This window comes from Pseudomonas sp. N40(2020), from assembly GCF_014472415.1.
Classification (GTDB): domain Bacteria; phylum Pseudomonadota; class Gammaproteobacteria; order Pseudomonadales; family Pseudomonadaceae; genus Aquipseudomonas.
In genome coordinates this window covers 1-24380 of the sequence record NZ_JACSZV010000030.1, presented here as the reverse complement: position 1 = coordinate 24380, position 24380 = coordinate 1, and the positions used below count along the sequence as shown (strand labels likewise).

Annotated in this window: 22 protein-coding genes and 1 pseudogene; 13 read left to right on the top strand and 10 right to left on the bottom strand. The window is 59.3% G+C overall.

What is annotated here, in order from left to right; translation table 11 throughout:
- Positions 1 to 131: 131 nt before the first annotated feature.
- Positions 132 to 1304, bottom strand: coding sequence for an N-methyl-L-tryptophan oxidase (solA, locus tag IAI51_RS18840; RefSeq protein ID WP_187679848.1), 1173 nt, complete (start codon positions 1302 to 1304; stop codon positions 132 to 134).
- Between the two features lie 355 nt (positions 1305 to 1659).
- Here solA and IAI51_RS18835 point away from each other — a divergent pair, with 355 nt between their 5' ends.
- Together IAI51_RS18835 and IAI51_RS18830 are read left to right on the top strand one after the other, a co-directional pair.
- Positions 1660 to 4065, top strand: coding sequence for a glucose/quinate/shikimate family membrane-bound PQQ-dependent dehydrogenase (locus IAI51_RS18835; RefSeq protein ID WP_187679847.1), 2406 nt, complete (start codon positions 1660 to 1662; stop codon positions 4063 to 4065).
- Between the two features lie 109 nt (positions 4066 to 4174).
- On the top strand, positions 4175 to 5455 hold the full coding sequence (locus tag IAI51_RS18830) for a carbohydrate porin (RefSeq protein ID WP_410458015.1): 1281 nt from the start codon (positions 4175 to 4177) through the stop codon (positions 5453 to 5455).
- Between the two features lie 106 nt (positions 5456 to 5561).
- Here the strand turns inward: IAI51_RS18830 and IAI51_RS18825 are convergent, their stop codons facing one another.
- The 3 genes and pseudogenes from IAI51_RS18825 to IAI51_RS18815 form a co-directional block, all read right to left on the bottom strand.
- A complete protein-coding gene (locus IAI51_RS18825; RefSeq protein WP_187679845.1) occupies positions 5562 to 5753 on the bottom strand; it encodes a hypothetical protein in 192 nt (63 codons plus the stop codon).
- 248 nt (positions 5754 to 6001) lie between these two features.
- Positions 6002 to 7861, bottom strand: coding sequence for an ABC transporter ATP-binding protein (locus IAI51_RS18820; protein ID WP_187679844.1), 1860 nt, complete (start codon positions 7859 to 7861; stop codon positions 6002 to 6004).
- 183 nt (positions 7862 to 8044) lie between these two features.
- Positions 8045 to 8416 (bottom strand): annotated as a pseudogene (locus IAI51_RS18815) (isochorismatase family protein); the annotation flags it as partial.
- Positions 8417 to 8457: 41 nt separating this feature from the next.
- On the opposite strand from IAI51_RS18815, the gene alaE reads away from it, so the two are divergent.
- Positions 8458 to 8856 carry an L-alanine exporter AlaE gene (gene alaE, locus IAI51_RS18810; protein ID WP_410458014.1) on the top strand — a complete coding sequence of 133 codons (399 nt, stop codon included), beginning with the start codon at positions 8458 to 8460 and terminating at the stop codon, positions 8854 to 8856.
- Between the two features lie 38 nt (positions 8857 to 8894).
- Here alaE and IAI51_RS18805 read toward each other — a convergent pair whose 3' ends face one another.
- Positions 8895 to 9905, bottom strand: coding sequence for an AraC family transcriptional regulator (locus IAI51_RS18805; protein WP_187679842.1), 1011 nt, complete (start codon positions 9903 to 9905; stop codon positions 8895 to 8897).
- 153 nt (positions 9906 to 10058) lie between these two features.
- Between IAI51_RS18805 and IAI51_RS18800 the strand changes: the two genes are divergently transcribed.
- Entirely contained in the window at positions 10059 to 10736 is a 678-nt protein-coding gene (locus tag IAI51_RS18800) for a glutathione S-transferase family protein (protein WP_222944212.1), read from the top strand.
- Positions 10737 to 10870: 134 nt separating this feature from the next.
- Positions 10871 to 11623: a methyltransferase domain-containing protein gene (locus IAI51_RS18795; protein WP_187679841.1), complete on the top strand. Its 753-nt coding sequence runs from the start codon at positions 10871 to 10873 to the stop codon at positions 11621 to 11623.
- A gap of 25 nt (positions 11624 to 11648) precedes the next feature.
- Here the strand turns inward: IAI51_RS18795 and IAI51_RS18790 are convergent, their stop codons facing one another.
- The 5 genes from IAI51_RS18790 to IAI51_RS18770 all read right to left on the bottom strand — a co-directional run bounded on the left by IAI51_RS18790 (position 11649) and on the right by IAI51_RS18770 (position 16994).
- Positions 11649 to 12995, bottom strand: a complete 1347-nt coding sequence (locus tag IAI51_RS18790) for a glutamine synthetase family protein (protein ID WP_187679840.1) — start codon at positions 12993 to 12995, stop codon at positions 11649 to 11651.
- Positions 12996 to 13017: 22 nt separating this feature from the next.
- Complete coding sequence (locus IAI51_RS18785; RefSeq protein ID WP_187679839.1) at positions 13018 to 13575, bottom strand: helix-turn-helix domain-containing protein; 558 nt, start codon at positions 13573 to 13575, stop codon at positions 13018 to 13020.
- Between the two features lie 15 nt (positions 13576 to 13590).
- The gene (locus IAI51_RS18780; RefSeq protein ID WP_187679838.1) at positions 13591 to 14880 is read right to left on the bottom strand and encodes an NAD(P)/FAD-dependent oxidoreductase; all 1290 of its coding nucleotides are present in this window, start codon (positions 14878 to 14880) and stop codon (positions 13591 to 13593) included.
- 75 nt (positions 14881 to 14955) lie between these two features.
- A complete protein-coding gene (locus tag IAI51_RS18775; protein ID WP_187679837.1) occupies positions 14956 to 16290 on the bottom strand; it encodes an ATP-binding protein in 1335 nt (444 codons plus the stop codon).
- Positions 16290 to 16994 carry a response regulator gene (locus tag IAI51_RS18770; protein WP_187679836.1) on the bottom strand — a complete coding sequence of 235 codons (705 nt, stop codon included), beginning with the start codon at positions 16992 to 16994 and terminating at the stop codon, positions 16290 to 16292. Before IAI51_RS18770 ends, IAI51_RS18775 begins: the two co-directional genes overlap by 1 nt.
- A 164-nt stretch (positions 16995 to 17158) precedes the next feature.
- Between IAI51_RS18770 and IAI51_RS18765 the strand changes: the two genes are divergently transcribed.
- The 8 genes from IAI51_RS18765 to IAI51_RS18730 all read left to right on the top strand — a co-directional run bounded on the left by IAI51_RS18765 (position 17159) and on the right by IAI51_RS18730 (position 24303).
- Positions 17159 to 17473 (top strand): hypothetical protein, encoded by a 315-nt coding sequence (locus tag IAI51_RS18765; RefSeq protein WP_187679835.1) that lies wholly within the window; start codon positions 17159 to 17161, stop codon positions 17471 to 17473.
- Positions 17473 to 18132, top strand: a complete 660-nt coding sequence (locus IAI51_RS18760; RefSeq protein ID WP_187679834.1) for a DUF3313 domain-containing protein — start codon at positions 17473 to 17475, stop codon at positions 18130 to 18132. The genes IAI51_RS18765 and IAI51_RS18760 overlap by 1 nt, the downstream gene beginning before the upstream one ends.
- Positions 18133 to 18195: 63 nt before the next feature.
- Positions 18196 to 18756 carry a hypothetical protein gene (locus tag IAI51_RS18755; RefSeq protein ID WP_187679833.1) on the top strand — a complete coding sequence of 187 codons (561 nt, stop codon included), beginning with the start codon at positions 18196 to 18198 and terminating at the stop codon, positions 18754 to 18756.
- A 420-nt stretch (positions 18757 to 19176) separates the two neighbouring features.
- Positions 19177 to 19536: a DUF6124 family protein gene (locus IAI51_RS18750; RefSeq protein WP_187679832.1), complete on the top strand. Its 360-nt coding sequence runs from the start codon at positions 19177 to 19179 to the stop codon at positions 19534 to 19536.
- Between the two features lie 552 nt (positions 19537 to 20088).
- Positions 20089 to 20448 carry a DUF6124 family protein gene (locus IAI51_RS18745; protein ID WP_187679832.1) on the top strand — a complete coding sequence of 120 codons (360 nt, stop codon included), beginning with the start codon at positions 20089 to 20091 and terminating at the stop codon, positions 20446 to 20448.
- 146 nt (positions 20449 to 20594) lie between these two features.
- Positions 20595 to 20792, top strand: coding sequence for a hypothetical protein (locus IAI51_RS18740; protein WP_187679831.1), 198 nt, complete (start codon positions 20595 to 20597; stop codon positions 20790 to 20792).
- On the top strand, positions 20789 to 22294 hold the full coding sequence (gene proP, locus IAI51_RS18735; protein ID WP_187679830.1) for a glycine betaine/L-proline transporter ProP: 1506 nt from the start codon (positions 20789 to 20791) through the stop codon (positions 22292 to 22294). Before IAI51_RS18740 ends, proP begins: the two co-directional genes overlap by 4 nt.
- A 305-nt stretch (positions 22295 to 22599) precedes the next feature.
- Positions 22600 to 24303 carry an amidase gene (locus IAI51_RS18730; RefSeq protein WP_187679829.1) on the top strand — a complete coding sequence of 568 codons (1704 nt, stop codon included), beginning with the start codon at positions 22600 to 22602 and terminating at the stop codon, positions 24301 to 24303.
- Positions 24304 to 24380: the final 77 nt, after the last annotated feature.

Sequence of the window (24380 nt, the reverse complement as noted above, 5' to 3'; positions counted from 1 at the left end):
AACCATCTTGGCGCTTTATTGCTTTGGAAATAGCGCATTTTGACTCAAGTAAATACCCTGCTGAACTGACATCCCATCGTGATGTGTCACTTGGCGATCCATCGGCTCATCTTGAAGCCACAGTAGCGGGCTCAGCAGCCTTCAAAGCGTTTCAGGGAGAAAGACGAGAGGTCCAGGTCGGTCGAACCGCGCATGCACCACTGCGCAAACGCCTCGCCCAGTGCGGTGGAATGTTTGAAGCCGTGGCCGGAGCAGGCCGACACGAACGAGGTGTGTTGCAGTGACGGATGCTGGTCGATGATGAAGTGGCGATCCGGCGTCACCGTGTAGGCGCAGACCGCAGACTTGATCACTTTGGAAGTCACGCCGGCGATGCGGCCGTGTACCTGGTGTGCATACATGTCCTGCTCTTCGGCCGTCGAGACGGTGCGGTCGATCGTTTGCGGCAACGAGGCGGTGTGGTACTGGGCGGTGGCGATCTTCATGCAGCCTTCGCCGGACAATGCGGGGAAGCCGTAGTTGATTTTGTCGTCGCCATGGCCGTGGGTGAGGATGAATGTCGGCGAGTGGCCGACCAGCCCGGCGTGCTCCTCCAGTTCGAACCAGAACAGCTTTTGCCGGTAGACACTCAGCAGATTTTCAAACGGTTTACCGAGCAATTCGCCACTCCAGTTGCCTGCATTGATCACCAGTTTTTTGGCCTGCAGCGTGCGCTGGTCAGTGGTGACAGTGACGCCCTGCTCGTCCGATGTGATCCCGGTGACCGTCTCGCCTTTGTACAGGGTCGCGCCGTGTCGTTCGGCCAGTTTGAGCTGCACGTCGATGCAGCGCTCGGGTCGCACAAACCCTCCACCGGGCTCGAAATAGCCGATGGCCGAGTCATGCACGTGGGCGAATTGCGGGAAGCGCTGGCGAATCTGTGCGGCGGACAAGACTTCGTGCTCGATACCGTAGGCCTGCGCCAAACCGATGGTGCGCAGGGTGAAGTCGGTTTTGTCGTTTGGGTCGAACTCGGGGCTTGATGTCAGTACCAGCAGACCTGATTGCTCGAACAGAGACTCCCCCGTCAGCACTTCAAGTTCGCGCCAGATCCGGTGGGAATTGCGCACAATCGGTACGTATTGCGCCCCCTCTCCGACCGAAAGCCGAGTGATGCGCGTATCGCCATGGCTGGAGCCAAGGTTGTGCGGCGGGTAATGGCGGTCAATACCGACTACATCCACACCGGCCTTCGCCAACTGATACACGGTGGCGGCGCCCATGGCGCCCAGGCCCAATACCACTACGTCACACCGCTCCGACATCATTAGCCACCTATCAAAAAAGCGCCAGTTGAGCGGTAAACCGATCGCGAATCAAAGATTAAATGAGCATATGCATATGCCTGATCGTGTCACCGATCCTCTCCGTCAGTTGCCGTACGTCGGCTAATCGAAGGTTTCTGATCGCAATTTTAACACTGTCAAAACTGACGATCCTTCTGACATAAACAACGCTTTCACCGACCTATGGATAATTGCATCGACCCTATGCGGAACGCCCGGCTGCCCTTCTCGGCGCGTGCTTAAGCAGCGAACTACGCTTCACTCAGAAATAGTGATTTAACTAGGTAGTTACCTATCTATATACTGCGCGCCTCATTTCAACGGGACATTCAACGTGAAGCAGAGTCAACGCCTCTCGGGCATATCAAAATTCATTCTGGTAGGGCTGGGCGTGATCATCGCCCTGCTCGGCTTGGCGCTTGCTGCTGGCGGCGTGAAATTGGTCAGCCTGGGAGGCTCTTGGTACTTCCTGGTGGGTGGTCTGGTGATGACAGTCTCCGGCCTGCTGATTGCTCGCTTCAAACCGGCCGGTGCGTGGTTGTTCGCGGTGTTCCTGATGGGGACCGCGATCTGGGCAGTGAGCGACGCAGGGCTGCTGTTCTGGCCGGTGTTCTCGCGCCTGTTCATGTTCAGCGCAGTGGGTCTGGCCGTCACGCTGGTTTACCCGTTGTTGAAACGTGCCAACGGTAGTGTTCCGGGGCGTGGTGCTTATGCCCTTGCTGCGGTACTGGCGGTCGGTCTGGCCGTAGCCGCTGGCAACATGTTCGTCGCTCACCCGACTGTTGCTGCTACGGGCAATGGCCCGGGCATTACGCCGGTCGAGCCGGAAAAAGCCCAGAAAGACTGGGCTCACTACGGCAATACTGAAGGCGGCAGCCGTTTCGCCGCGCTGGACCAGATCAACCGCAACAACGTCGACAAGTTGAAAGTAGCGTGGACCTATCACACCGGTGATGTCGCCGTGAGCGACGGCAACGGTGCCGAAGACCAGCTCACCCCGCTGCAGGTCGGCAACAAAGTGTTCATCTGTACCCCGCACAACAACCTGATCGCGCTGGATGCCGACACTGGCAAGGAACTGTGGAAAAACGCCATCAACGCGCAGTCGAAAGTCTGGCAGCGTTGCCGTGGCATGGCCTATTTCGACGCCACTGCCGCAGTCGCCAAGCCGAGCAGCTCGCCAGTCGCAGAGGCCCAGCCAGCGCCAGCCGCCAACTGCCAGCGCCGCTTGCTGACCAACACGATTGATGCGCGCCTGATAGCCGTCGATGCCGACACCGGTGAGTTCTGCCAAGGCTTTGGCAATAACGGTCAAGTCGACCTCAAGGCCGGTCTGGGTGATGTCCCGGACAGCTACTATCAATTGTCGTCCGCACCGTTGATGGCAGGCACCACTGTCGTGGTTGGCGGCCGGGTTGCCGACAACGTGCAAGCCGATATGCCGGGCGGCGTTATTCGTGGTTTTGATGTGATGACCGGCGCCATGCGTTGGGCGTCCGACCCGGGTAATCCGCAGGATAAGAAGGCACCGGCAGACGGCAGCACCTATGTGCGCAGTACCCCGAACAGCTGGGCGCCCATGTCTTACGACGCGGCGACCAACACCGTGTTCCTGCCGATGGGCAGCTCTTCCACCGACATTTATGGTGTCGAGCGCAGCAAACTGGATCACACCTACGGCGCTTCGATCCTGGCGCTGGACGCCAACAGCGGCGAAGAAAAGTGGGTATTCCAGACCGTTCACAACGATCTCTGGGACTTCGACCTGCCGATGCAGCCGAGCCTGATCGACTTCACCAAGGACGGCAAAACCGTACCGGCGCTGGTCATCGGCACCAAGGCCGGGCAGATCTACGTACTGGATCGCGCCACTGGCAAACCGCTGACCGACGTTAAAGAGGTACCGGTCAAAGCGGCGAACATTCCTGACGAGCCTTACTCGCCAACCCAGCCAAAATCGGTGGGCATGCCGCAGATCGGTGCCCAGCACCTGACCGAATCGGACATGTGGGGCGCGACGCCTTACGACCAATTGCTGTGCCGTATCGACTTCAAGTCGATGCGTTATGACGGCTTGTACACCGCGCCGGGCACCGACAAATCCCTGAGTTTCCCGGGCTCGCTGGGCGGCATGAACTGGGGCAGCATCTCGACTGATCCGGTGCACGGTTTCATCTTCGTCAACGACATGCGTCTGGGTCTGTGGATTCAGATGATCCCGTCGCAAAACAAGGGCCAGGCCACTTCCGGTGGCGAAGCATTGAACACCGGCATGGGCGCCGTACCCCTCAAAGGCACACCTTACGCGGTGAACAAGAACCGCTTCCTGTCGGTCGCCGGCATTCCTTGCCAGGCGCCGCCGTTCGGCACACTGACCGCCATCGACATGAAGACGCAAAAAGTCGCCTGGCAGGTTCCGGTCGGCACCGTTGAAGACACCGGTCCGCTGGGTATCCGCATGCACCTGCCGATCAAGATTGGTCTGCCAACTCTGGGCGGCACCCTGTCGACTCAAGGTGGCTTGATCTTTATCGCCGGCACCCAGGACTTCTACCTGCGCGCGTTCAACAGCGGCAACGGTGAGGAAGTCTGGAAGTCCCGTCTGCCGGTCGGCAGCCAGGGCGGCCCGATGACTTATGTTTCGCCAAAAACCGGCAAGCAATACATCGTCATCACCGCCGGTGGCGCTCGTCAGTCGACCGATCGTGGCGACTACGTGATGGCTTACGCCTTGCCGTAAGCCGCCATGCCCATGGTGAACATGGGCATTTCATTTATAGCGCGGCACCTTAGGGTGCCGCGTTGCTTTGCGCTATCGCTAAAATTTCAGCTGGAAGATTCACATGTTTTTGCCTGTTCGCTTTTCTCATGTCGGCTTGCTGTTGGGCCTGACCTGCAGTGCTACCCTGCCCGCTTTCGCCGATGCCGATTCGAACCTGATGACCCGCAACACGCTGACCGGTGATTGGGGTGGCCTGCGCCACCAGATGGACGAAGACGGTATCAAGTTCACCGGCGACTACACCGGCGAAATGGCCTACAACGCTGACGGTGGCCTGCACCGTTCGGCCCGTTACTCGCAAAACATCAAGCTCGGTGTGCAGTTCGATCTGAGCAAACTGTATGGCGTCGACAACGCCGGCAAGGTGCAACTGAGCATCAACGACCGGCGCGGCAACAGCGCTTCCGAGGATCTGGTCGGCAACCGTCTGCCGATTCAGGAAAACTACGGCGGTCTCTACACCCGCCTGACCGAACTCAGCTACGAGCGCACGCTGTTCACTCCGGCGCTGAACGTCAAGCTCGGTTACATGGCCATGGGCAACGACCTCGGCGGCCTCGACAGCGGCATTCTCTGTAACTTCATGAACGCCGGCTTCTGCGGGCACCCGCTGAACATGTCCGGCGGCAGCGGCTGGACCAACTATCCCAACGCCCATCTCGGCGTGCGTGTGAAATACGACCTGTCGCCTGAGTGGCAACTGCGTGTTGCCGCGTTCAATGTCGACCCGGACAGTAACGGCAACTCCAGCCGCGCCTGGCACTTGGGCCCGAAACACACCACTGGCACCGTGGTGCCGATCGAGCTGGTGTACAAGCACGCGGGTGAGCTGCCCGGCGAATACAAGGTCGGCTACTACTACGACAGCTCCGACGTAAAACGCATCGGCAGCGACAAGGAAGTATCCGGTCGTGGTGGTCATTACCTGCTGGTCGATCAGGCCGTATGGAGCTCGAAATCGTCCGAAGGACGCAGCTTGCACGCCTTCGGCCAATACTCGGCTGCCAGTGAAGCGGCTTCGCCATTCAGCAAGTGGTACGGCACTGGCGTGGTTCTGTACAAACCGTTCGAAGGTCGCCCGCGTGACACCGTTGCCCTGGGCTATGGCCGCGCCGTGCCCAACCCGCGCAGTCGCGACGTGCTGCAAGACGCTGCGCTGAACAATGGCACGGCGTTCCCGAACCTGGACAGCGCCGAACAGTTGATCGAGCTCGGTTACGGTTATCAGGCCACGCCTTGGCTGACCCTGCGCCCGAATCTGCAATACATCATCGAGCCGGGGGCGTTTTCCGGGCAGGATATCGACAATGCGCTGGTGTTTGGCTTGCAGGTGAAGGCTGCGCTCTGAGCATTCCCCCTATCAGTCCCCTCTCTCTCTGGGCGAGGGTCAGGCTGAGGGCCAATAGAAAACCCGGCCTGAACGCCGGGTTTCTTTTGCCTTCGTTTTAACTTGGCTAAGGGTGCTCACTCGACACCGAGTTGTTCGCATCCACATCGCTCATGTCTTCATCGACCGCCGCTTCATCGTCCGCCGGCAACGGGTTCGAAGACTCATCTCGGCGCGGATCATGGCCGGTTTCATTGTCCGTAGTGCGCGTCACTTCCTGCTGCGACGTGTTGCCTGGCGCTTTCTCATCAATTTCCATGCTGGCTCTCCTACCAAGGCGCGGGAAGTCCGTGCTTAAGGTTGAGAGGCAATCAGGCGTGGCGAGTGCCGGGTATTGGACGAATGGTGACCTGCTTCTGGCATCCCTCCGTGCATTCACCCCTGGCTTGCGGCAAATATGGCCACCTCAAGAAATTTGAACCGCTTTTAGACGCGCTCGCCTAAACGCTGAATGCACGTGCGAAATTAACGGGCGCCCGGATTGAACTCACCGTGCGCCCTTCCCGCTCACACCTGATCCATCGCCTCGATCACGCCATTGTCTTCCCCCAGAAACCCGCCGCTCTGATGCTGCCAAAGCCGCGCATAGACGCCGTTTCTCTCAAGCAGTTCGCTGTGCGTTCCCTGTTCAATAATGCGTCCTTCGTCCATGACGATGAGCCGGTCCATCGCCGCAATGGTCGACAGCCGATGGGCGATCGCGATCACGGTCTTGCCTTGCATCATGTCATCGAGGCTTTCCTGAATTGCCACTTCGACTTCCGAGTCCAGCGCGCTGGTGGCCTCGTCGAGCAACAGGATCGGCGCGTTCTTGAGCATCACCCGGGCAATCGCAACCCGTTGGCGCTGGCCGCCCGACAGCTTGATGCCCCGCTCACCTACAAGCGTGTCGTAGCCGCTATGGCCCTGCCGGTCGCTCAGTTGGCTGATGAATTCATCGGCCTGGGCACTGGCGGCGGCGCTGCGGATTTGCGCGTCGGTCGCATCGGGACGGCCGTAGGCGATGTTGTCGCGAATGGAACGGTGCAGTAGCGAAGTATCCTGCGTGACCATGCCGATGGCGCTGCGCAGGCTGTCTTGCGTGACGTGCGCGATGTTTTGCCCGTCGATGCGAATCTCGCCGCTGTCGACGTCATAGAAGCGCAGCAGCAAGTTGATCAGCGTGGATTTACCGGCACCGGAACGACCGACCAGACCGATTTTTTCGCCCGGGCGGATGTTCAGGTTCAGGCCATCGAGCACCTGACGTTCGCCGTTGTAGTTGAAATGCACTTTGTCGAAGGTGACTGCGCCGCCATTGGTCACCAGCACGCCGGCATCCGGCGCGTCCTGCACCTTGGCGCCTTGGGTCAGGGTCGCCATGCCATCCTGAACGGTGCCGATGCTTTCGAACAGCGAGGTCATTTGCCACATGATCCAGTTCGACATGCCATTGATCCGCAACGCCATGGCGGTGATCGCCGCCACGGCACCGGCGCCGACATCACCCTGGTGCCATAGCCACAGCGCATAACCTCCGGCCGACATGATCAGCCCTACCACCAGTGCCTGATTGACGATCTCGAACATGCTGACCAGACGCATCTGGCGAAACCCGGTGAGTTTGAAATCTTCCATCGCAGCGCGGGCGAAGTGCGCTTCACGATTGGAGTGGGAGAACAGTTTTACCGTCGTGATGTTGGTGTAAGCGTCTGATATACGCCCGGTCATCATCGAGCGTGCATTGGCCTGCTCCTGCCCGACTTTGCCCAAGCGTGGCACGAAGTACCACATGGCCAGCGCGAACAAAACCGCCCAGCCAATGAACGGCAGCATCAGTTTCAAAGCGAAGCCGCCGGCCAGCGCGATGATCGCGATGAAATACACACCGATCCCGGGGATGATCTCGATCATGGTGAACAGCACGTCGCGCACTGCCAGTGCCGTCTGCATCACCTTGGTCGTGACCCGCCCGGAAAACTCATCGGAAAAAAACGAAAGGCTTTGTCGCAACATCAGCCGGTGGAAGTCCCAACGCAGCCGCAACGGCAGGTTAATCGCCAATATCTGGTGCTGCACCATCGTGCGCAGCGCCACCAGCCCGACACTGGTCACCATGACAATGCCCATGCCCCACAGCACGCGGCTCTCCTGCGCCGCGGCTTCACCGCCGGCCTGCCAGGTCGAGAGCAGATCCACGACCTGGCCGAGGAAGGAAAACAACCAGGCTTCGTAAATCGACACACCGGCACTCAGCAGCGCCAGCACCAGGATGTAACCGCGAGCACCCCGTGTGCAGGCCCACAGAAAACGCGCCAGACCGTTGGGTGGCGGTGGTACCTCGTCAGGAGGAAAAGGGTCGAGTCTTCGTTCAAACGCACGAAGCATGGTGATCTCCAAAACTTTCAAGTTGAGGGGATTCTGCCATTGAATGGTTAGGGAGAGGGCTTTGTGAAAAAGTGTGCGTTTAAATGGGGACAAGCCACGCTTCTGAATGTGGTCTGTACTTTGAATTGCAAATGAAGGTGGCGTCCGCTGTTGCGAACGCCACCTTCATCAATTGCGGGTTAATCAGGCTTTCTTGGCCGCCTCCTCCAGAGCTTTTTCAGCGTTGAACCCGTCAAAGTTCTCGAACACGCCCAAGAAGCCCGGCACGGTCACTTCTCGCGCCCAGTCGCGCTGCAGTTCGCAGTACATTTGCACCCGGCTGATCAGCTTCGCGCCCGCCTGTTCCATCCTGCGCAACGCCGCTTCGTGCGCGGCGAGCGACGTGCCGCCAACCGCATCGACCGGCACATAGACTTCATAGCCTTCCTGGATTGCATCGAGTACCGGGAATGCCAGGCAGGCTTCGGTCCAAAGCGCGGTCATGATGAGCTTCCTGCGCCCGAACGCCTTGACCGCCTGCTTGAACTCGGTGTCCTCCCAACTGTTGATCGAGTACTTCGGCGACTCTCCGCACCTGGCGGTGCTGCCGGTGTCGCATCAAGACGAAGCACTGGTGTAGTGAACGTAATGAACGCTTCATTGCCGACATGACGTGGGATCAGGTCCTTCATGCTCGCCTTATGGGTGCAGCCCTGATGGTTCCAGTCGCGAGACCTTACGGCCTTTGGCGCGACTGGTTAATGACGCGAGCCAGTGAGCATCGGGGTTCGAAGTTGCTGTGGGACAGCATTGCCCTCATCAGTTTTCAGGTGCCCATCTATGCAGCGATCATTGCCTTCAGTGGCGCTTCGGGAGACGGCATGGTGCGCGGCACACTCGGCGCGGCGTTGATGATGTTGTTTCTGGGACGGCCTTATGGGGCGTTTCTGAACGTGGTGCGCAAGCTGTTTGGCTTGCCGCCGGGTGGCGATAAGCTGATGTCGTTGAATAGTTGAGGGAGCGGCATCGGGTTATCGCCCCCTGGCGGCATACTTCACGTATTGAGGCGTCGCCACTGACTCGGTGAAACCTTCTCCCACTGCCGAAAAGCCCGGTAGTAGGAGTTGACGTCCTCGTAACCGAGCAGATACGCCACCTCTTTCAGTTCAAGGGTCGTATCAGCAAGCAGGTGAAATCCGACTTGGCGCCGGGCCTCGTTGAGCAGCATGCTGAATGTCGTACCCTCTGAGGCTAATCGTCGTTGCAGCGTCCGCTCGCTCTGCAATAGTTCTTGGGCGAGATACTGCAAACTTGGCCGCCCCGCTGCCAGGGCTCGTTTCAGCACTTCAATGACCTGCTCACAGAATCCAAAGGGCGCTTCGATCTCTCGGATTGCGGCACTAAGGCCGGGCGTCATCATGTGCAGCACTTCCGGGTTGTGCTCAAGAAACGGTAGATCGATGTCGGTGGCGCTTACAGTCAACTCGTCACGGGTTGCGCCGTAGCGAATGGGGCAACCGAAGTAACTTGAATGGGTTTCCAGTTTTTGCCTCGGCCGTCTCAAGCTCAATGCAATGGGCTCAATGTGTTTGCCAGTGCCTCGTCGACCCAGTTCCAGTATCAAAGCAAAACACGCCTCCACCGAGAGATAAGGCGCCGGCCCCGTGCCAGAAGGCCACACAATCGTGAATGACACATTGCCCTTGTGCTCGTCGATGCAAATTTTGTCGGGACTGCACAAGCGCTGGAAGCGAGACAACCTCGCAAGTCCGTCGCGAAAATCAGCCGCATATAACGCCGCGAGGAACGCCAGTTTGTGTTTCGCACTGGGGGTATCACGGACCATTTTTATCGCAAAGGCAGGGTCTGCAGAAATCGCCTCGATGGCGTTCCAGACGGCAAAGAGCTGAGGCGTGCTGACAAAGGCAGATTCGTTCAGGTGAAGGTCATGGGGCAACTGAGCGTGCTGTTGAATCAACGCGGGATCGACTCCCAGTTGCTCTATCGATTGCCAGAATACTCTGGGCAATTTACACCGCTCGGTGCTGGTATGAAGGTGGGACATTTATATGCTCCGAGCCGCAAGTGAGCGGCAGCGCGTAACGCAACGCTCCATTAATGGCGCGTTAAGCAAGTATTCTGGCGCAAACCGCCCAAGGGGTTATGCAGCGTCGCTCTTACCATTGTCGTCAACGAACCGAGCCAAGAGGAGCTCACGATGACAATGACGTTCTATACCAATCCCAATTCTCGCGGCCGCATGGTGCGCTGGATGCTCGAAGAAATCGGCTGCACGTATGAATCGGTCATCTTGGATTACCAGTCGACCAGCGAGTCTGACCGTTGGGGAGGTGCTGCGCTGGCAGCGCCGACGGTGGCCGACCCTGATGATCCACGCGTAGTTTTTTTTCGCGATGTGAACCCGATGGGGAAGGTCCCTGCACTCGTGCATAACGGGCAAACCATAACAGAAACGGCCGCCATCTGTGCGTATCTGGCTAATGCGTTCCCCGAAGCGAACCTGGCTCCTGCAGCAGCGGAGCGGGCGGCCTACTACCGATGGATGTTTTTCGCTGCAGGCCCCCTGGAGCAGGCCGTGACCAACCACCGCGCGGGCTTCAACCCAACGCCGGATCAGGAGTTCTTCTTTGGCTACGGGAGCTACGAGCGCACCGTGGACCAACTCGAACGCGCCGTGTTTGCTAATCCGTTCATTGCCGGAGAGCGCTTCTGCGCTGCCGACGTTTATGTTGGTTCCCACATCGGCTGGGGGCTTGGCTTGGGCACCTTGCCACACAGAGCAGCGTTTCTCGCTTACGCCGAGAAGTTAATGAGCCGCGATGCCTACAAACGTGCGGTGGCGAAGGATGAAGCGCTGCTGGGCGCCATGGGCTGATACTCAACATGGAGCCTTCCCAAAGGCGTCAATGGTCGGTAGCAGTCAATCGCAGCGGGCAGCTATCGACCCGAGCGGCATGATGGCCGAAGAGTATGCAATAGACTTCCCGGAAAACTCAGCGAGGCTTAGTAATGTCGACCAACCTGCCCGACTTCACCACGCGTTTGCTGATCGACGCGGGAATTGAAAAAGGCATGCGAATCCTGGACGTGGGCTGTGGTTCGGGTGATGTTTCTTTTCTGTTGTGCGATCTGGTGGGAAGAGACGCAGAGGTCATCGGAGTTGATCATGACGCCCAAGCCATCGCCACTGCACGCCAGCGCGGCGCAGCACAAAACCACCCTTCACTGACATTTCTCCAGTGCGAGCTTCTAGAGCTGCAGGACTCTATCGGTACGTTTGACGCAATCGTCGGACGGCGCGTGCTGATGTATCAGAAGGATGCGGTGGCATCGATCCGTGCGCTGTCGAAGTATTTGCGCCCCAATGGCATCGTGGTCTTTCAAGAACACGACACGACGATGGTGCCTGCAAGCCTGGACCCTTTCCCTCTGCATAAAAGAGCGCAATCCTGGATACAAGAAATGATTGCTCGTGAAGGGGCCGACCTACACATTGGTTTCAACCTGCATGGCATTTTTACTAAGGCAGGCTTGACCGTCGAAAGCGTTCGGGCCGAATGTCTTATACAAACACCAAGTACTCCTTACGGCCTTGGTTACATTGTTCGAGCCTGCTTGCCGCGAATCGCTGCACTAGGGGTGGCCAGTGCAGAAGAGGTCGACATTGAAACGCTGCAAGAGCGTTTGGATCAGGAGCGCTCAGCCTCTTCTGGCGTCTACATCGGCGATGTGATGTTCGGAAGCTGGGCGCGGAAAGCATAACTTGCCCCCCGCCAATGCCACCCCATCACAAATACCACCGATACTCCCGCGCACTGATCTCCTGCATAAACGCCAGATGATCCTGGCGTTTATTCTCGCAATACACATCCACGAACTCGCTACCCAACCCTTCGCGCAGTTGCGGTTGATGCTGCATCGCCCTCACCGCTTCAAACATCTCTGTCGGGAAGCCTATCCCGCTGTTGCGATCCTCATTCAGTGGCGCGATCGGTTCTTTTGCCGAAGCCAACCCATGCTCCAACCCCACCAGAATCGCGGCCAACACCAGATACGGATTGGCATCCGCGCCAGCCAGTCGGTACTCAATGCGCAAGTTCTTCTCGTCCGACTCGGGAATGCGCAAACACGCATCGCGATCTTCAAAGCCCCAGCTTGCTTTGGTGGCGGTGTTCACCGTACCGCCCAATCGCCGCATCGCATTCTGATTCGGGGCGAAGATCGGCATGCTGTGCGGCAACAGTTCCAGACACCCCGCAACTGCATGGCGCAGTGGTTGCTGTTGATTCGCCGCCAACAGATTATTGCCGGCCGCGTCATAAAGGCTGACATGCATATGCATGCCGCTGCCCGGATGCTGCAAGTACGGCTTGGCCATGAAACTGGCACGATAGCCGTGTTTAAGCGCGACGCCACGGGTGCTGCGGCAAAACAAAGCAGCCCAGTCCGCTGCACGTAAGCCATCGTCGAGGTGGCCGAAATTGATTTCGAACTGGCCCGGCCCCAATTCCGCCGTGATCACGGTGGCGTCGATGCCCTGAGCGCGTGTTGCTTCGACCATTTCATCCAGCACCGGCGCGAAGCGTGACAAGCGCTCGATGTGCATGTTCGGTTGGTCATCGGCGTCGTCGGTCAGGTCGTCGCGGGGGAATTGCGGCAGGCCGTCGCGCAGTTTTTTGTCGAACAGGTAGAACTCCAGTTCAAACGCTACGACCGGGTGAATGCCTTTGCGTGCCAGTCGGTTCAGCACTTGAGCGAGGACTTCGCGGGGTTCGAATTCGATTGGTTTTTCCGTGCCGTCAGAGGTGATCAGCATCTGCCCAAGCGGCTGGACTTCCCAAGTCACTGGTTTCAGTGTGCCAGGCACCAAGCGGCGCACCGCGTCCGGGTCGCCGTCGTTGAAGCAGTAATCGCCAATCTTGAACAAGCCGCCCTGCACGCCGAGCAATACACAGTTTTGCGGCAGTTTGAGCGCGCTGCCGGCGGCGACTTTTTCGAGCATGTCCACGGGATAGCGCTTGCCGTAGAAGTGCCCGGGAATGTCCAGGGAGATCAGGTCGACATAACGCACCTCGGGGTAGCGTTGGCGAAACGCACGCACTTCAGCCAGCAAGCCTGCGCAGACAGCGTCCATCGTGTTCATCCTTTTATTGTTATCAGGTGTAGACCCACAGCACGCGGGTGAGCTGATCGGTGAGGTTGCCGTAGCGGCAACGGGTGTGGCTGTCGAACTGGAAGCTGTCGCCGGCCTTGAGCGTCGCCGGTTCTTCGTCATTGCCCAGCCACAGGGTCAATTCGCCTTCGAGCACGTAACCGCCCTGCTCCGAGCTGTCGCTCAGGTGCCGGTCGCCGCTGCTGGCGCCGGGTTCAAGGTGACTTTCGAGCATGGAGAATGAGGCGCGGATCTGCGGCGACACCAGAATGTCGGTGATGCCGTTGGCGTAATACAGCGTGCGGCGTTCGTCCGGCCGGGTGACCCACGGCAACTCTTTGGCTTTAGGCAGGCTGTAGAAATAGGTGGTCGGCACGCCAAAGGTTTCGCTGATTGCCGTCAGGTCCGCCACCGTCGGCCGCGACAAGCCGCGCTCGACTTGCGAGAGGAAACCCACCGAGCGGCCGATCTTGTCGGCGAGTTCCTTCAGGGTCCACTTCTTGTGCTTGCGCAGGTCGTGGATCAGGATCGCCAGCGCGGCGATTTCTTCTTGCTTGTTCATGACAGGGGTTCCAAATCAGATGCTGTCGCGCAATCGATACCAGGCCTTGCCAATGGCTTCCAGCGGCGCCGCAAGGTATTTGCCGCCGGGAAAACTGCCATTACTCAAGCCTTGGTACAACGCCAATTCATCCGCATCGCCGAGAATGGCGTCAGACACCGCGCGAGCCGCTGCCAGTGTCGGCAGCACGCCATGCCCCGAATAACCCTGCAGCCAATAACGATTGCCCTCGCCGCCAACATCCGGCGTGCGGTTCAGGGTCAGATCAATGTGCCCGCCCCAGGCGAACTCCACCTCGACACCTTTGAGCTGCGGGAACACTCGCTCGAGAAACGGCCGGGTCGCCGCTGTGATGTCTTTGGGCATGCCACCCAAGTAAGTGCAGCCGCCGCCGAACAGCAAGCGGTTGTCCGGCGTGCGACGGAAGTAATCGAGGACGAATTGGTTGTCAGTGACGCAGACGTTGCTCGGCAACAGTGCGGTGGCTTGCTCCAGAGTGAGCGATGCGGTGGCGACTTGATAAGTGCCAACCGGCAAGATGCAACTGGCGAGTTTGGGGTCGAGTTCATCGAGATAGGCATTGCAGGCGAGTACCAGTACATCGGCTTTAATCGAGCCACGCTCGGTGTTCACCCGAAAACCTGCGCCCTCCTCCTGATAACTCAGCGCTTTGCTTTGTTCATGGATACGCCCGCCGACCCGCTCGATGGCAGCCGCGAGACACAAGGCAAGTTTCAACGGGTTAAGGTGCGCGCCTTCCGGGTCATAGAGACCAGCCTGATAACGCTCGCTGGCCACCCATTGCGGCAGCTCTTCGCGTGGGATGAATTGCAATGCATCGTGGCCCCACTTATGGCTGGCCTCATGTTGCCACTCGGTCAACAGGCTCACGCGACGCGGCATCACCGACGTCCATAAATGCCCCGATCGATAATCGCAGTCGAAGCCATGGCGTCCGGGCAATTCACGCAATTCCCGGGCCGCCCAACGCATGCCGTCCCACAGCCGCTTTGCCCGCTCATGACCCAGCGCGGCTTCCAGCGGCGGCATGTCACAAGACCAACCCAGAATCGCTTGCCCACCATTACGCCCAGAAGCGGCCCACGCCACGCGACTGGCTTCCAGCAGCGTCACGCGCTTGCCGGCCAACGCCAGGCGCAACGCGGTGTGCAGCCCGCTGAAGCCGGCGCCGATGATCACTACGTCGGTGTCGTGTTGCCCTTCCAGCGCGGGTCGATGGCTAAGAATATCGGCGCAACTGTGGGCGTAGTAACTGTCGACATGGCGCTGGGATTGCTGAAACATTCACGGCCTCATGAAATTATCTTTTTATAATTTCATGAAAATCTACAGCGTTAATTTCATGCCGACAACCCCCGCCTAACGGATAAAGGGTAGTTCCACCCTTGCCACCAGCCCTGTCCCCTCGCGATTACTCAGCGTCAACTCGCCGCCCTGCTCGCGCACGATGGCCCGCGCCGCCGACAGTCCGAGGCCGACCCCGCCGGTGTCGCGGTTGCGTGAGGCTTCGAGGCGGAAAAACGGGTCGAACACTTGCTCCAGCGCCTCTTCAGGAATACCCGGCCCCTCATCGTTGACTTCGATGCGTATCGAGTAATCAGTGCGGCTCAAGGCGACGCGCGGGTTGTGTGCATACTTCACCGCGTTTTCCAGCAAGTTGACGATCACCCGCTTGATACCCAGCGGGCGACCTCTGTACACCAGATGCGCGGGGCCGTTGAAGTCGACAACGATGTGTTGGTCGCGGTAGTCGTCAACGATGGTTTGCAGCAGCTCGGACAGGTCGAACGCGGTAGTTTGCTCGCGGTGCGTGTCTTCGCGGAAAAACGCCAACGCAGCGTTGATCATCGATTGCATCTCTTCGATGTCGCGAATCAGTTTGCCCTGATGATCAAGGTCCTCCATGAACTCACTGCGCAGACGCATCCGTGTCAGCGGCGCGCGCAGGTCGTGGGAAATGGACGCCAGCATGTGCGTGCGCTCGCCGATGAAATGCTGAATCTGCGCCTGCATGGTGTTGAACGCGACGATGGCCTGGCGTATTTCCTCGGGGCCTTCGACATTGATCGGTGGTGCGCGTAAATCCCCGCCAAAGCGTTTCGCGGCGTTGGCAAACCGTTGCAATGGTTTGGCCAGTTGGCGTGTGGCAATCCAGGCGACCAGCACAGTGGCGATCAAACCCAGAGCAATGATCACTGCGATCCGCGTGCCGATGTCCAGGCCCCAGGAACGCTCGGGCGGTGAGAATGCCAACCAGCTGCCGTCATGCAACTGCACCAGTGCGGCATAGCGTGCCTGCGGGCTGTCCTCTGGCCAGTCGTGCGGATTGAACGCTTGAATGTTGCGATCATCGCCCAGCAACTGATGCAGCGCCGGCACCCTGCTCGCTTCGACCTGCGTGCCGACCGCGGGTAATCCGAGGTCGCTGCGTTGCGCGCTCCACGCCACCTGAAGCGCGGGACTGGTCGCCGCCGCTGCGAGTTGCGGGCGCAAATTGGCCGGCGCCGCCTCGATGACTTTGCTGGTCGCGGCAATCTGTTCCAGCAGGCCGGTGCGTTCGATGGGCGGACGAGCCCAAATACCCGCGACCTGCACAAACAGGGCATTGAGCGCCAGCGAGGCGAGCATCGCCGCGACGATGGTCAGGGCGATCCGCCGACTCAGGGTGTCGCGGCGCAGCATCCGGCGAATCATCAGCGACTGACCTTGGCGCTGAACATATAGCCGCCGTTGCGCACGGTTCTGATCAGGTCCGGTCGCTTGCAGTCCGGCTCAATCTTGCGCCGCAACCGGCTGACCTGCACGTCGATGCTGCGATCAAAAGCGTCGTGACCCTGGCCGTGGGTCAAGTCGATCAGTTGCTCACGGGTAAGGATGCGCTGCGGATGATCCAGAAACACCACCAGCAAATCGAACTCGCCGCCGGACAACGGGATCATCACGTTTTCCGGGGAGCGCAATTCGCGGCAGGTGATATCCAGATGCCAACCGGCGAAGGCGATCACCGGCCTTGACGGTTCGAGCGGCGTCTTCTGGTCACCGGCACGCCGCTGCAAGGCGCGCACGCGGGCCAGTAATTCCTGAGGGGCGAACGGTTTGGTCAGGTAGTCGTCCGCGCCGAGTTCCAGACCGACAATGCGATCACTCAGCTCGGCCATCGCCGTCAGCATGATGATCGGAATGCCCATCTGCGCCCGGACTTTCTGGCACAGGCTCAGGCCACCTTCACCGGGCATCATTACGTCAAGAATGATCGTGTCCGGGCGCTGCCGCGCGATTGCCGCCCACATCGCCTCGCCATCGGCAGCGACGTCGACTTCGTAGGCGTGCTGGACGAAGAACTTCTTCAGCAGGGCGAGAATTTCCACGTCGTCGTCAACGAACAGCAGTCTGCTCACGGTCACAGGCTCCTCAGACCAGAAAAGAGCGCATCTAAAACCATTCCGACGCTCAGGTCATTTATTTCAATCGAGCAACATTCCTTCACCACGGACATCAACCGGACATCGTCCGGCAAAATCCCTGGGGCACCCTGCACGCATTCCAACTCAGGGGGCTTTTCATGAAGGTTTTACATAGCCGCTACACCGCCGACGGCCATAACGCCAAGTATCCGTTGATCCTAAGCCAACGCACCACGGCGCCCACGGAGGATACGCCGATCCTCTTTCAGGAGTTCTGCCTGGGGCTGGCCAGCGATCAGAGCCGCATTGTCCTGCGCCGCTATTTCGAACAGTACAGCCCGGCCAACGCGCAATGGGTGGAGTATGCCCATTCGATTCCGACCGCCGAGCTCATCCACTGGATCATGAGCCACGGCCAGTTGCACATCGAGTGTTCGCAAGACACCCCGCCAAAGCACAAGGAATCCCATTGATGAGAAGCCATTGCCTGATGACGGTGTTGTGTACGGCATCCCTGAGCCTGTCGGCTTGCAGCAGCCAAAAGGTCGAACATACCGGGTTTCTGCACGACTACAGCGTATTGAAGGAGCGCAAGTCGCCGTCGGGACAGGATGTAATGGTCTGGGTCAGTCCGGCATTGGCCAGAGGTCGTTACACCCAGGCCTATCTGGCGCCGAGTCAGTTTTACCCCAGCGTAGAGCCGACTGACCGGATTCCAATGAGCACGCTCTCCGGTGTGACTGACTATTACGATGCGGCCCTCAGGCACGAATTGGGCAAGGTGCTGCAACTGGTGTCATTACCCGGCCCGAATACGCTGATCGTCAGGCCGGCTATCACCCGGGTCAGTGCCAGCACCCAAGGCTTGCGATTTTATGAATGGCTGCCGGTCACGCTGGTCGCGGCCGGGGTAAGCACTGCCGTCGGGATCCGCGATCAGGACAGTGAAATTTTCACGGAAGTGTCGTTCGAGGACGGCTCGACCGGGGAAGTCGTCGCAGAGGTCGTGCGCAAGGGCACCGGCATGCCGCTGGAGAACGACAAACAGGTGCTGACGGCCGATGACGTGAAAATGGTGCTGGAGGGTTGGGCCAGCGACCTGGGGCAATCGTATGTGGCGATTCGGCGTTAGTGCGCCCGTTTTCTCGTCTACCGTGATGTGCAGCTATCTGCATAACACGGGCCACGACTGATGATGAGCAACTTCCCTATCGTTGCAACGGTGCTCTCGATGATTCTGGGGCTGTCCGTCACTCGGCTGCTGCTTGGCGCGTTGACGGTATTCCGCATCCGCCGGGCGGCCGCGCCGGATTGGGTGGCGTTGGTCTGGGCCATTACGTTGTTCGCCACCCAACTGGACTTTTGGTGGGCGGTCAATTCGCTGCCGCAGATCAAGTCGACATTTTCGTTCGCGGAGTTTTTGTTACTGGTGGTATTGGCGCTGTCGTTGTTTGTCTCGTCGGCGCTGTTGCTGCCGAGCCGCAGTGAGGATGAGCAGAACGGCCTGCGGGTCTATTTCGAGCAGGATGGTCGCTACGCCCTGCTCTCGTTGTCGACTTATCTGTTGCTCGGGCTGATCGTCAATGTCTTTCTGTTTCAAGCCTCACCGATTGCGCTGTGGGGGGTGTTGGATGTGTTGATGATCATTCTTCCGCTCTGCGCCTTCGCGGCGAAATCACGCGAGACTTATACGACCATTACCCTGATTTACCTGCCGATCTGTGCGCTGGACATCGTCGTTTCGCTGACGAATTAGGCGTTGTTTCAGAAGACAGATCAAAAGATCGCAGCCTTCGGCAGCTCCTACACCGGCCTATGTAGGAGCTGCCGAAGGCTGCGATCTTTTGATCTAAACAGCCGCGTTTAAAAGACACCTTCAGACACGCGTCCGAGGCTACACGACCTTGCGTAATTGCCTACAGCTACGCCAGAATCCGCCGGCTTGTGCGCCTTGGGGGTGGGGCCTATTGTTGAGCCGTCGCTGATTTCTCAGTGATCGGGTTTAGCAGCCCGGCAATTCTCAAGGCACGCAGGTTCCGCTACGTTATGGCGGCTTTGCGTGGGGCACTTCGGTGCGCCGGGATCCTTGAGCCTGGTCTGCTAACCCGCGTACAGCCGCCACCTCTTCGTTTAGCAGCGATAGCTGACGGCTCCATTTTTCTCAAGGAGCTTCACCATGATCAAACCAACACCTAACCCGCCCGAAACCGACCCCACTTCCCCCTACGAATCCCTCGATTCGAAAAAGCTCAACGAAGCCGCAGACCGCGCCCTCGATCACTATCTCTGCCCACCTGGATCCACGCCGCCTCCACGTAAAACCCGCAGGATGTACGCCGTGACCGCGGACTTCAAAAACGAGGAATTGCTGGCCGATGCCTGCGGAACTCTGGCTTCGGCAAGAACCATCGCCAATGACTTCGCTCATCTCGTACCCGCGTCGCAGCGCAGGACGTTGCAGGGCATTGCGCAACTGATCATGTTGGGAGAGCTGGCGGTGAATCGGGTGCTGGATAATCTGGAGTTGCCGGGCTGACCTCGATGTGGTGAACAGGGGCTGAGCTTTTCGGTGTCAACTCCGGCCCCTTCGCGAGCAGGCTCGCTCCCACCGTTGACCGCGCTCCAATGTGGGAGCGAGCCTGGTCGCGAAGGCGACCACACAGTCCCGCCTGTCTTCAGACATGAAAAAAACCCGCCGCCCAGTTAAATCGGGACGGCGGGTTTTGTTGTTTTCGCAAGGCGAGATCAAAAGATCGCAGCCTTAAACAGCGACGTTTAAAAGACACCTTCAGACACGCGTCCGAGGCTACACAACCTTGCGTAATTGCCTACAGCTACGCCAGAATCCGCCGGCTTGTGCGCCTTGGGGGTGGGGCCTATTGTTGAGCCGTCGCTGATTTCTCAGTGATCGGGTTTAGCAGCCCGGGTTTTCTCTAGACGCACAAAGTCCGTTGCCGTTATGGCGGCTTTGCGTGGGGCACTTCGGTGCGCCGGGTTCTAGAGTCCTGGTCTGCTAACCCGCGTACAGCCGCCACCTCCTTCGTTAGCAGCGAACGGTGGCAGCTTCACTACTCTAGAGGCTTTACCCATGATCAAACCAACACCTAACCCGCCCGAAACCGATCCCACCTCCCCCTACGAATCCCTCGATTCGAAAAAGCTCAACGAAGCCGCAGACCGCGCACTCGATCACTACCTCTGCCCTCCGGGGTCAACGCCGCCTCCACGTAAAACCCGCAGGATGTACGCCGTGACCGCGGACTTCAAAAACGAGGAGTTGCTGGCCGATGCCTGCGGAACTCTGGCTTCGGCAAGAACCATCGCCAATGACTTTGCCCATCTCGTACCCGCATCGCAGCGCAGGACGCTGCAGGGCATTGCGCAACTGATCATGCTAGGGGAACTGGCGGTAAATCGGGTGCTGGATAATCTGGAGTTGCCGGGCTGACCTCGATGCGGTGAACAGGGGCTGAGCTTTTCGGTGTCAACTCCGGCCCCTTCGCGAGCAGGCTCGCTCCCACATTGGAGCGCGGTCAACGGTGGGAGCGAGCCTGCTCGCGAAGGCGGCGTCACAGTCACCACCTGTATTCAGACATGAAAAAAACCCGTCGCCCCGTTCAATCGGGACGGCGGGTTTTGTTTTTTTCGGCAGTTCCGGCAGTTCCGGCAGGGAAAAAAGCAGTTAGCGGTGAATTATTTCGTGTCCGCATGTATCTGAGCCAAAGAGCACGCGCCATCAAAGAGATGGCATCGAAGCGGCAAATGGATCAGCAACAGAGAAAACCCGGATGAAATCACGTAAAAACAGCGTCAAACCGATCGGCCTGAAAGACATCACCATCGTCGACGACGCGAAGATGCGCAAAGCCATCACGGCGGCGGCGCTCGGCAATGCCATGGAATGGTTCGACTTTGGGGTCTACGGCTTTGTGGCCTATGTCCTCGGCAAGGTGTTTTTCCCCGGTGCAGATCCCGGCACGCAAATGATCGCCGCATTGGCGACGTTCTCCGTGCCCTTCCTGATCCGGCCTTTGGGCGGACTGTTCTTCGGTGCATTGGGTGACAAATACGGGCGGCAGAAAGTCCTCGCCGCGACCATCGTCATCATGTCGCTGAGCACCTTCGCCATCGGTTTGATTCCGTCCTATGCCTCGATTGGCATCTGGGCGCCGATCCTGTTGTTGCTGGCGAAAATGGCCCAAGGCTTCTCGGTCGGTGGCGAATACACCGGCGCCTCGATCTTCGTCGCCGAATATGCACCCGACCGCAAACGCGGGTTTCTCGGTAGCTGGCTGGACTTCGGCTCGATTGCCGGTTTCGTGCTGGGTGCCGGTGTCGTGGTGCTGATTTCCACGACGCTGGGCGAAGCCAAGTTCGAGGAATGGGGCTGGCGTCTGCCGTTCTTCCTCGCCCTGCCGCTGGGCATGATCGGCCTGTATCTGCGTCACGCCCTCGAAGAAACCCCGGCTTTCCAGCAGCACGTGGAACAACTCGAACAAGGCGACCGCGAAGGTCTGGCCGGCGGCCCGAAAGTGTCGTTCAAGGAAGTCGCCACCAAACACTGGCGCAGCCTGATGACTTGCATTGGCGTGGTGGCCGTGACCAACGTCACCTACTACATGCTGCTCACCTACATGCCGAGTTACCTGTCGCACAACCTGCACTACAGCGAAAACCGTGGCGTGCTGATCATCATCGCGATCATGGTCGGCATGTTGTTTGTGCAGCCGCTGATTGGCTTTGTCAGCGACAAGATCGGCCGCAAGCCTTTCATCGTCGTCGGCAGTATCGGCCTGTTCATCCTGGCCATTCCGGCATTCATGCTGATCAACAGCGGCAAGATCGGCCTGATCTTCGCCGGCCTGCTGATGCTGGCGGTGCTGCTGAACTTCTTCATCGGCGTGATGGCCTCGACCCTGCCGGCGATGTTCCCCACCCACATTCGCTACAGCGCACTGGCAGCGGCATTCAACGTTTCGGTGTTGATTGCGGGTCTGACCCCGACCGTCGTGGCCTGGCTGGTGGAAAGCACCAATGACCTGTACATGCCGGCGTATTACCTGATGGTGATTGCCGTGGTCGGCCTGGTCACTGGCGTGACCATGAAAGAAACCGCGAACAAACCACTGCGCGGCGCGGCTCCGGCGGCTTCCGATCTTGAGGAAGCGAAGGAGCTGCTGCAGGAACATCACGACAACATCGAGCAGAAGATCGAAGACATCGACGCTGAGATCGCCGAGTTGGAGGCCAAGCGCAAGAATCTGGTGCAGCAGCATCCGCGGATTAACGAGTAAGACAGTGAACCTGCGGCGGGTGCTACCTCGCCGCAGGCCTCACTGTTCCTTCCCTTCCTCGACCTCGGCCAACGGCCGTGACAGATCAATTCCAGGACGCCACGCCTGTATCGTCCATGCGCCTCTCGAATCGGAGAAGCCTCCGTCGCCAGTCGAATAACCGCTATGTTCACGATTACTCCGCGCGCAGCATGGTGTTAAATAGGCGCCAGTCTTAACCTTGTCGCGTAAAGCCGTGCAACGAGAACCGATATGAACACCCCTTTCAAGAAAAAAGCCGCCCCCCTGCAAACGGCGGTGACCGCATGATCGAAGTCACCGAAGTTTCCATTGCTCAACTGCGCGCTGCGCTTGAATCCGGCCAGACCACCTCGGTTGAATTGGTGCAGGGCTATCTGGCCCGCATTGATGCCTACGATGGCGCCGACACCCCGACTGCGCTGAACGCTGTTGTGGTGCGCAATCCCGAAGCGCTGAACGAAGCGCAAGCCTCCGACGCCCGCCGCGCCAAAGGCGAAACGCTCAGCCCGCTCGATGGCATTCCTTACACCGCCAAGGACAGTTATCTGGTCAAAGGCCTGACGGCGGCGTCTGGCAGCCCGGCCTTCGTCGATCTGGTCGCCTATCGCGACGCCTTCACCATCGAGCGCCTGCGTGGTGCCGGGGCGATTTGCCTGGGCAAGACCAACATGCCGCCGATGGCCAATGGCGGGATGCAGCGCGGGGTTTATGGCCGCGCCGAGAGCCCGTATAACGCCGATTACCTCACTGCTCCATTCGCTTCTGGTTCGTCCAATGGCGCCGGCACCGCCACTGCCGCCAGTTTCGCCGCATTTGGTCTGGCTGAAGAAACCTGGTCGAGCGGTCGTGGCCCGGCCTCGAACAATGGTTTGTGCGCCTACACGCCTTCGCGCGGGGTGATCTCGGTGCGCGGCAACTGGCCGTTGACCCCGACCATGGACGTTGTGGTGCCCTACGCCCGTACCATGGCCGATCTGCTGGAAGTGCTCGACATCGTTGTCGCCGAAGACCCGGACACCCGTGGCGATCTATGGCGTCTGCAACCCTGGGTGCCGATTCCGAGCGTCAGCTCCGTGCGCCCCGCCGCTTACGCCGAACTGGCCGCCGACGCCAAAGCACTGGCCGGCAAGCGCTTCGCCGTACCGCGCATGTTCATCAACGCCGACCCTGAGGCTGGCACCAGCGAAGCACCGGGTATCGGCGGCCCGACCGGCCAGCGCATCAACACCCGCGCTTCGGTAATCGACCTTTGGAAACAGGCGCGTCAGGCCCTCGAAGCAGCGGGCGCCGAAGTCATCGAAACCGACTTCCCGCTGGTCTCCAACTGTGAAGGCGACCGTCCCGGTGCGCCGACCGTGTTCACCCGTGGACTGGTGTCGAAAGAGTTCCTCCACCACGAACTGTGGGATCTGACCGCGTGGGCGTTTGACGACTTCCTGCAAGCCAACGGGGATCCGAAACTCAATCGTCTGGTGGACGTCGACGGGCCGAAAATCTTCCCGCACGAACCGGGCACCCTGCCCAACCGTGAGGGCGATCTCGTTGCCGGCATGGACGAATACGTGCGCATGGCCGAGCGCGGCATCACGCCGTGGAATGAAATCTCCACCGTGCCCGATGGCCTGCGCGGCCTCGAACAGACCCGACGCATCGACCTCGAAGACTGGATGGACAAACTCGGCCTAGACGCCGTGCTGTTCCCGACCGTCGCCGACGTCGGCCCGGCAGATGCGGACGTCAACCCGGCATCAGCCGACATCGCCTGGAGCAACGGCATCTGGGTCGCCAACGGCAACCTCGCCATTCGCCACCTCGGCGTACCGACCGTCACCGTGCCCATGGGCGTGATGGCCGATATCGGCATGCCGGTCGGCCTGACCTTCGCCGGTCGTGCCTACGACGATTCGAGCCTGTTGCGGCTGGCGGCGGCATTTGAATCGACGGGCAGCAAGCGAATGATCCCGCCACGCACGCCACCGTTGTCGTAACGCCGATATCTCTGTAGGAGCTGCGGCACGCTGCGATCTTTTGATTTTGATTTTAAAGATCAGGATCAAAAGATCGC